Here is a 9,030-nt window from a genome sequence, read left to right on the forward strand (position 1 = left end):
TCTAGTGATACGGAAAACACTTTAGAACCTCCTGTTATGTTAAGTGACGCTAACATTATTGCCAGGAATTCGTGAGTGTTTTCCTTATTTTTTGGGTTAAATCACAAAATGTGGTGATGAATCTTCAAAAAAGATAAATTTTCTATATATTGTCTTAGTAATCTAATTTATTCTTAAGAAATCTCATACAGATTAGGATTTTTCTATTATTTTACCTCAACGCACATGCAGCAGGTATACATATACGCTGCCCTACACGGAGATAGTTTGGATCAATACTTGGATTTGCTTCCAGTATACTTTCAATTGTTACCCCGTATGTTTGTGAAATTTGGTAAAGGGTATCTCCTGGCTGAATGATAATTGGCCTATGGTTTGGTGGACATGCTGGAATACAAATGTTTTCACCGACTCTTAAGTTATATGGATCTATACCAGGATTCGCTGACAAAATTTCCGACACACTTTTATCCAATCTTAAAGCAATGTGGATTAACGTATCTCCAGGTTGAATTTTATACGGATAATGCCCCTGTGGACATTGTCGATAAAAATACATCATTAACATGACCCCTTATCAATTTTTTTACAAAGTATGCTTGCGATGGGCTATTTGTGTATGACTTAGTTCATAAATTACGACAAAACCATTCTAATAAGGGAAACATTGAACATGATGTGTACATAAAGTGAAGTTTCCCTTTTTCAATATTACATAAACAAACCTTGTATCAAATTAACCTGTTTAATTTTTCATAAAATTAGATTATAATAAGAATAGAAATATACATATAATAAATAAGACCGTTGGTGCGGCAACACCAGACGGTCCAAGTAAATAGTCGATCCCTCAAAGGGGTCAGCTTGCAGGATGAGGTAATCCACCCTAACAAACTGTTGGACTCAAGGGTGGATTACTTTTTGTTTGTAAAAGAAATGATCGACACAATCAAACTGGAAAATGCGATCATAAGCATTAATACTTGATATGTCGACATAGGCATCACCCCCTTTCATTCGGGGATAATGCTGACCACCCTTGAGTTTTCTGACTATTTACTAATTTAAATTATACTATAGATACGAACGTATGGTCTATCCTACTTTAATCCTTAATAAAAATGAACTATAGATTTAAAAAAGTGAAGGTGATAACAATAGAAGTGTTTGCTGATCATCAATAAATAGAGTATAGAATCTCTTACTTATTGTTAAATTTATGATGATAAAGTAACAGTTTGGATTCCTAATACATATACGGCTAAACGTTTACAATAGTATGGACGAGAGTCGCCTTGGAAAAACAAATGATAGAGAAAAGTCATCTTTAATAATTAATACCTAGTCCCCACGAATACAAATGTACTCGTTTGTTTCCTCCTATCAATCCATCTAGATAATCCAATACATAGTGATAAAATGCTATGGACTTTCCAAATCTTAACCAAAATATAATGTCATGGTATCCCCACTTAAAATAAAAAAATCAACCTAGAAATTATTGAACTAGTTGCTGAAATTATTACCACAAATATGAACGTATTTCTAAAAAAAGACCGGTCAAGGTGTTCCAAACCTAAGACCGATCACCATTGATTGAACACCATAATAATTAACTGTCTCTAAACTTATATTACTAAACCCATCTAGTTGTAATCACTTTTTTACGAGTATAAAAGTTCAAGCTATCTTTTCCATTCGCATGAAGATCTCCATAGAAGGAGTCTTTCCAACCAGAGAATGGAAAAAATGCCATTGGTGCTGGTACACCGATATTCACTCCTAACATGCCAGCATCGATTTTTTCTCTGAAATGACGTACATTGCCTCCATCTTTAGTGAAAATACACGCCCCATTTGCAAAACGAGATTGGTTAGAAAGTGCTATAGCCTCATCTAAGTCTTTTACTCGAGCAATACATAGAACAGGTGCAAAAATCTCATCCTGCCAAATTTTCATTTCTGGTGTGACATGATCAAAAATAGTAGGTCCAACAAAGTACCCTGCCTGTTTTATCGCTTCGTCTTTTCTACCATCACGAATGAGTTTAGCTCCTTCTTTTACACCAGTTTCAATATAGTGTAATGTACGTTTTTTATGTTGATCACGGATAACAGGACCAAGGAAAATTCCTTCATCCAATCCATTGCCTATTTTTATATGATCAGCTTTTTGTTTTAATTGGGCGATAAACTCATTTGCAATTGATTCTTCTACTGCTACGACAGAAGCGGCCATGCAGCGTTCTCCAGCAGATCCAAATGCTGCATTTAGAATTTGTGTTGTTGCATTATCAAGATTTGCATCACGCAGAACAATAGAATGATTTTTAGCGCCTGCTAACGCTTGTACACGTTTGAGATTATCTGTAGCTCGTTTATACACGTACTCTGCTACCGGTTGTGATCCAACGAAAGATATTGCTGCTACATCTTTATGAACAACTAGACTATTGACAACATCATGGGCACCATGAACGATGTTAAAGACACCTGCTGGTAGACCTGCTTCTTCTAGTAATTCAGCTAAACGGTTGGCAAGGAGCGGTGTACGTTCTGAAGGCTTTAATACGAACGTATTTCCCGTTGCAATCGCCATTGGAAACATCCAGCATGGGACCATCATAGGGAAGTTAAATGGTGTAATACCACCAATAACGCCAATAGGATAACGGTACATTCCAGATTCAAGGTCTGTTGCAATGTACGAAAGCTGTTCACCCATCATTAATGAAGACGCCCCAGCGGCAAATTCTACATTTTCAATACCACGTTGTACTTCACCATAAGCTTCGTTATAATTTTTACCGTTTTCAATTGTAATCAATCGAGCAAGCTCTTCCCAATTTTCAACTAATAATTGCTGAAATTTAAATAAGATACGTGCTCTTCGTGGTACAGCTACATCTTTCCATTTTTCGAAAGCATCTTTTGCTGACTCTACAGCAAGTTCTACATCTGTCTCAGAGGAAATCGGTACATGTGCAATAACCTCTCCTGTTGCAGGATTGTATACCGGTTCTGTATTTTCTGAATTTGCATCTACCCATTTACCACCAATATAATTTTTTAATATTTTTACAGCCGTTTGTGTCATATAAATCCTCCTCGTCTTCATTAATAAGATATATCATTAAAAAACTATTTTTCTATGTTAATAAGGTCTGTTTCCAATCGATACACAATTTTTCTAGTAATTCAACTTGAAGAATAACTCGTTTAATATAAGTGAAATAATAGCTTTCTTATTACTCACAGAAAAATACCTCTTTTAAAACTTTTATAATAAATTGAATATCATCATCTGTTGAGGATAATGGTGGACTTAGCGTTAGGATATTGTTATGTCCTGCTACGGTATCTCCATTTCTTCCAATAATTACGCCTTTAGCCTTCGCTGCTGCAATTAATTTTGCTATTTTTTCATTGGAAACAGGCTTCTTCGTTTCTTTATCCTCAACAATTTCAATTCCTGCCAGCAAACCTAGTCCGCGAACATCTCCAACATTTGGATGGTTCTTTAATTCTTCTAATCCATTTAACAATTTTTTTCCTAATTCTTCTGAGCGTTTAAATAGATTTTCCCGTTCCATGATTTCAAGGTTTTTTAATGCAACTGCACAAGCTGCTGGGTTGCCTCCGAAAGTATTTACATGACGGAAATGATAGTTCTCCTCAGTTCCTTTAAATGCTTCATATATTTCTTTACGAATAGCTGTAATTGATAATGGCAAGTAAGCACTTGTTAATCCCTTTGCCATTGTAATGATATCCGGCTTAATATTAAAATGTTGATGTCCAAAGGCTTTACCTGTTCTACCAAACCCACAAATTACTTCATCAATGATCAATAAAACACCATGACGATTACAAATGCGCTCTACTTCTTGAACATACACTTCATGAGGAATAATTACCCCACCACCTGTTATTAATGGTTCCATAATTACTGCAGCAATTGTTTCTTTTTGCTCGAATTTTATCGTTTCTTCTATTTCTCTAGCTTTCAGTAAATTGTATTGTTCCACAGATATATTATCCGGTTTACGATAATGATCTGGTGGTGAAACATGTATGAAACCTGCAGAAAGTGGCTCATATTTATATTTCCTTAAGGATTGTCCAGTTGCCGATAAAGCTCCCATGGAACTTCCATGATATGCACGATAACGGGATATAATTTTATATCGATTCGGTTCACCATTTTGTTGATGATATTGACGAGCAATTTTGAATGCTACTTCATTCGCATCGGAACCACTATTGGAATAAAATATGACATATTCGTCATCAAGCATGGCATTAATTTTTTCTGCTAACTCTATCGCCGACTTATGACTGTTCGTCATCGGTGTATAGGCCAATTTTTTGATTTGTTCTGCAGCTACTTCAGCCAACTCTTCACGACCATAACCAACGTTAACACACCATAATCCTGACATTGCGTCAAGATAACGATTTCCTTTATAATCCGTAATCCAGGAACCTTCTCCCTTTTCAACAATCATCGGTGGAGCTTCTTCTTTATAAGGTGAAATATGATGCCAAACATACTTCCGATCTTTTTCAATAAGTGACAAACTTTCTCTTACTTGAACATTATCCATTACAATCTTCTCCCTTCAAATTTGTTTAACTAAACGTAAAACATACTTTTTGGATCTCTTGTTTCTTTCTTTATTAAATTAGTATTTAAAATATTTGACACCGCTTTCAACTACCGTCCATAATCAATTTATATTATTCAAAAATCAATTACATCTTACAAAATGTAAAATATTCAATTATTATTTTTTACAGTATGGAGGATGGTATATGGGGAAATTAAAGATTACAATTGCAGATATACTCAGACGAGACTTGTTTCAAAACGCTAAATTAATAGCTGGAGAAGGCGGAAAAAACAGGAAAGTAAAATGGACTCACATATTAGAAATGGAAAACTTTGACTCTTTTATTAATGGTGGTGAGTTAATACTAACCACTGGATCTAATCTCCAATTTGATTCCTCAGCAGGTATAGATCAATTAAAAAAATTAATCAAATACGAAGTAGCGGGAATTTGCATTGAATTAGGAACCCATATCAAAACAATCGATCCATCTATTATTGAATATGCCAATCAACATCAGTTCCCTATAATCGTCTTTACCTGTATTGTAAAATTTGTTGATATAACTCAAGACTTACATTCAATCATCGTGAATAGTCATCATGAAAAACTACATCATCTTCACAATTTATCAAATGAATTTAATCAATTATCGTTAGCTTCCAATGGCATCTTAAAAATTATCAAGAAGTTATATGATTATTTCGGAAAAACTATTTTTCTTATTACAGATGAGGAAAAAATTTATTATTACCCAATAAAATGTAAAGATATAGCAGCTAGCACTCTTTCAAAATCTAATGATGATAACCAACAAAATTCATATAACCATTTGTTTATCAATGGCGAAGTTTATACTATATTTCCAATAAAAGGTCTTGGATATTCTTGGGCGAATCTTTATATTCAGGAATCTATAGAAAATATTGACGATTTTTCTTTTTCTATTATTGATCGCGCTACTTTGGCTATAGCACAAATTCTATTACGTAACAGAACGATAGAAGAAAGAAAGCAAAACCAGGAAGAAATTCTTGTACAACAATTGTTACAAGGTAAAGAGTATGACACTTCGACGGCTTTAAAAATTTTGCCAACTCCAGCAGAAAATCTATATTATCGACTCATCGTTATTGAAAATAATTTGAAACCAAAAAACTTAAAAGATAATGAGTGGGAGGAAATCAAACTACAACAATCTATTATTTTGCGTTCTATCTTTAGGAAACATAGTTTTTTCCCTTCTATTTCTGTTACGAAACGTAAAATTGCTATAATTGCTTCTTTTTATAAAACTAGTTACGGTAATAAGAGTGACGTAAATTTATTCCAGAAAATCATTAAAGATATCAAAAATATAAATGAAGAAGATATATTTAATGGGAAAAATTTGTACATTAGTGTTAGTAGCCTGCAAAAGGACTATTCTCAAGTAACAAACTGTTATGTTGAAGCAAATGAAGTGCTAAGATTACAAAGACAAGGTATTTTAGATGTTGTTTTTTTCGATGATATTGGCATATATCGACTATTGACGAAATTGAATCCGAAAGATTTGGAAAACTATTGTTTACATTATTTGGAACCTCTCCTTCAACATGACGATCTATTGTTAACCCTTACCGTTTATCTTGAAACGATGGGTTCGAAAAAAGAGACCTCAGATCGACTTTCTATAGTTAGGCAAACACTTTATCATCGGTTAGACAAAATCGAGGAATTGCTTGGTCATGATTTTATGGAACCGATAAAAAGACAAGCAATAGAAATGGCAATACATGCTTATAAACTATTAAATAAAAACCAAAAAGAAAAATCCTTTATTGAAAAATACAACAAGTAAACTTCTAATGTTTGAGCAGATGATATTCCAGAGTTTAAAATTTTTTACATTTCGTAAAAAAAGAACAATAAATTTTTTTACAATTAGACTAATGAATTTTAATAAGTAATTGTGTACCCTGATTAAAGTTCATATTTTTTTGAAAATTGCTAATTGAAAGCGCTTAAAAAAGGAGGGGTTTCTATGAGCAATCAACAAGGAGAACTTAAGTCAGCTTTAAAGATTAGACATATTAGTATGATTTCCATAGCTGGTGTCATTGGAGCAGGATTATTCATTGGTAGTGGGGCAGTAATTAATTCCGTTGGTCCAGGATCAATTTTATCTTATACTCTTGCAGGGCTTATCGTTGTTTTAGTAATGAGAATGCTCGGAGAGATGGCTGCTGCCCGACCAACAAGTGGATCCTTTTCAAACTATGCGAGTGAAGCCATTGGGCCATGGGCAGGTTATACGATTGGTTGGTTATATTGGTTTTTCTGGACAGTCGTTATTGCGATAGAAGCTGTTGCGGGTGCAGCCATTATTCAATACTGGCTCCCAGACTTTCCTGTATGGCTTATGGCCTTGATTTTAACGGTATCTCTTACAATGACGAACTTATTTTCGGTTAAATCCTTTGGTGAATTTGAATACTGGTTTGCACTAATTAAAGTAGCAGCTATTGTCTTATTCTTGATTCTTGGGCTATCTGTAATTATTGGAATATACCCTGGAATTGCATCACCTGAGGTTTCAAACCTTCTTGGAAATGGAGGTTTTTTCCCAACTGGTATAAGTTCCGTTTTAATCGGGATCACGGTTGTGATATTTTCTTTTATGGGTACGGAAATAGTTGCCATCGCAGCAGGTGAATCGGAACAGCCGGAAAAATCCGTACGAATTGCGACCAATAGTGTTGTTTGGAGAATTCTCATTTTTTATATTGGTTCTATTGCCATTGTAGTTACTTTACTACCATGGGATTCAGCAAATATATTAGTTAGTCCTTTTGTTGCAGTGCTCGATTATATTGGAATACCTGCTGCAGCACAGATTATGAATTTCGTTGTATTAACAGCCGTTCTTTCATGTTTAAATTCAGCACTATATGCCAATTCCAGAATGCTTTATGGTATGGCCCTGAAGCACCAAAATCCTTTCTAAAATTAAGTAAGAATGGTGTTCCAGTTCGAGCAATATTATTTAGTACTGCTTTTTCTTATATTGCTGTGATTTTTAGCTACATTTCACCAGACAAGCTCTTTTTATTCCTAGTCAATTCATCAGGTGCGGTGGCAATTAGTTTATCTCGTTATAGCATTCTCTCAATTACGTATGCGGAGAAAACTTGAAGTTGAGGATCCAGAAGCATTAAAAATTAAAATGTGGTTATATCCATATTCAACATATGCCACAATTATATTTATAACCGGTATTTATATTGCGATGTTCTTCATTGAATCATTAAGATCACAAGCCATACTTACAACTATTGTCGCTGTTTTGACAGTTGGATCGTATTTCTTGTTTATCAACAATAAAAATAACGAAGTAGAAAGTAAAGAAAATGTAAGTTAAGTAGTTATAAATCTTAATTTGAGTAAATGGTATTAACATCTTTTTTAAAATGTTAACAAGTTCTTTATTATCTTACATGATACATAAGGAACTTGTTTTTTTCCTTATGTATCCAAAAGCTTTGTCCCTCTCCGTTTTAAAACTTGGCCAATTTTGTCCAAACAATTTTATTACTTAATGAATCCAGCAACAGAAGACACATTAATAATGTGCCAAGCCTGAGTATTGTCATTAATCAAAGTTATAAAAGATCCTTAATAAGACAAATAGGTCAAAACACAAAAAATGATCTAGATTGAGTTCAATCGCATAAAGAACCCAATCGAGATCATTACCTAAAAAATATTAAACCTATCTTTTGAGTGCCTAACATATCTTGTACTTCCAACTAATTGACTAATTCCAGCTTACCTTCTTCAATTCGATATACACGATCACAGTATGGAAGCATTCTTTCATCATGTGTTACCATAATCGCTGCCTTGTTTCGATTTTTTACTACCTTTGCAATCAATTCTACAACTTCAAATGCTCTCTTACTATCTAAACTAGCAGTTGGCTCATCTGCTAAGATAACATTTGGATCATTCATTAAAGCACGCGCAATCGCAACACGTTGACGCTCTCCTCCTGAAAGTTGTTCAGGAAATTTCTTTATTTTACTTTCTAAGCCAACTTCCCTTAGTAAATCCTTCGCAAATATTTTGTCCTTATTCGTAATTTTACCCTTCATTTTCTTAACAACAAGTAGATGTAGTATAGATTTATGGACACAACTTGGTTAAGTCATTAATATTAAACTAACGAAAGGTTGTGTCCGAATCATGAGTCAAAAGCGGTATAATCAAGAATTTAAACAAACAGTAGTTGAGCTTTATCGCTCAGGCACTCCAGTCAGTCAACTCTCTAGCGAATATGGTGTTTCAGAAGTAACGATTTATAAATGGATTAAGCAACTCTCTCCAATTGAATGTGAACAGGAATTAACTTTGGCTGATATAGAAGCCATTCAAA

6 protein-coding genes and 2 pseudogenes are annotated in these 9,030 nt (G+C 34.0%); 3 read left to right on the forward strand and 5 right to left on the reverse strand.

Annotated features, from left to right (window positions below; translation table 11 throughout):
• Positions 1-211 precede the first annotated feature (211 nt).
• The 4 genes from OEV82_RS15530 to OEV82_RS15540 all read right to left on the reverse strand — a co-directional run bounded on the left by OEV82_RS15530 (position 212) and on the right by OEV82_RS15540 (position 4,607).
• Positions 212-562, reverse strand: coding sequence for a LysM peptidoglycan-binding domain-containing protein (locus OEV82_RS15530; RefSeq protein WP_263062382.1), 351 nt, complete (start codon positions 560-562; stop codon positions 212-214).
• 352 nt (positions 563-914) lie between these two features.
• Positions 915-1,004, reverse strand: coding sequence for a putative holin-like toxin (locus OEV82_RS16240; RefSeq protein ID WP_407672787.1), 90 nt, complete (start codon positions 1,002-1,004; stop codon positions 915-917).
• Positions 1,005-1,636: 632 nt separating this feature from the next.
• Positions 1,637-3,097: a CoA-acylating methylmalonate-semialdehyde dehydrogenase gene (locus OEV82_RS15535; protein WP_263062383.1), complete on the reverse strand. Its 1,461-nt coding sequence runs from the start codon at positions 3,095-3,097 to the stop codon at positions 1,637-1,639.
• A gap of 151 nt (positions 3,098-3,248) precedes the next feature.
• Positions 3,249-4,607, reverse strand: a complete 1,359-nt coding sequence (locus tag OEV82_RS15540) for an aspartate aminotransferase family protein (RefSeq protein WP_173661661.1) — start codon at positions 4,605-4,607, stop codon at positions 3,249-3,251.
• A gap of 208 nt (positions 4,608-4,815) precedes the next feature.
• Here OEV82_RS15540 and OEV82_RS15545 point away from each other — a divergent pair, with 208 nt between their 5' ends.
• Positions 4,816-6,456: a PucR family transcriptional regulator gene (locus OEV82_RS15545; protein ID WP_263062384.1), complete on the forward strand. Its 1,641-nt coding sequence runs from the start codon at positions 4,816-4,818 to the stop codon at positions 6,454-6,456.
• A gap of 183 nt (positions 6,457-6,639) precedes the next feature.
• Positions 6,640-8,016, forward strand: a pseudogene (locus OEV82_RS15550) (amino acid permease).
• 388 nt (positions 8,017-8,404) lie between these two features.
• Here the strand turns inward: OEV82_RS15550 and OEV82_RS15555 are convergent.
• Positions 8,405-8,767: pseudogene (locus OEV82_RS15555) on the reverse strand (ATP-binding cassette domain-containing protein); the annotation flags it as partial.
• 73 nt (positions 8,768-8,840) lie between these two features.
• On the opposite strand from OEV82_RS15555, the gene OEV82_RS15560 reads away from it, so the two are divergent.
• The coding region (locus tag OEV82_RS15560) for a transposase (protein ID WP_263062385.1) at positions 8,841-9,030 on the forward strand (190 nt) is incomplete at its 3' end.

It is taken from the genome of Pallidibacillus thermolactis (genome assembly GCF_025660415.1).
GTDB classification, from domain to species: Bacteria; Bacillota; Bacilli; order Bacillales; family Caldibacillaceae; genus Pallidibacillus; species Pallidibacillus thermolactis.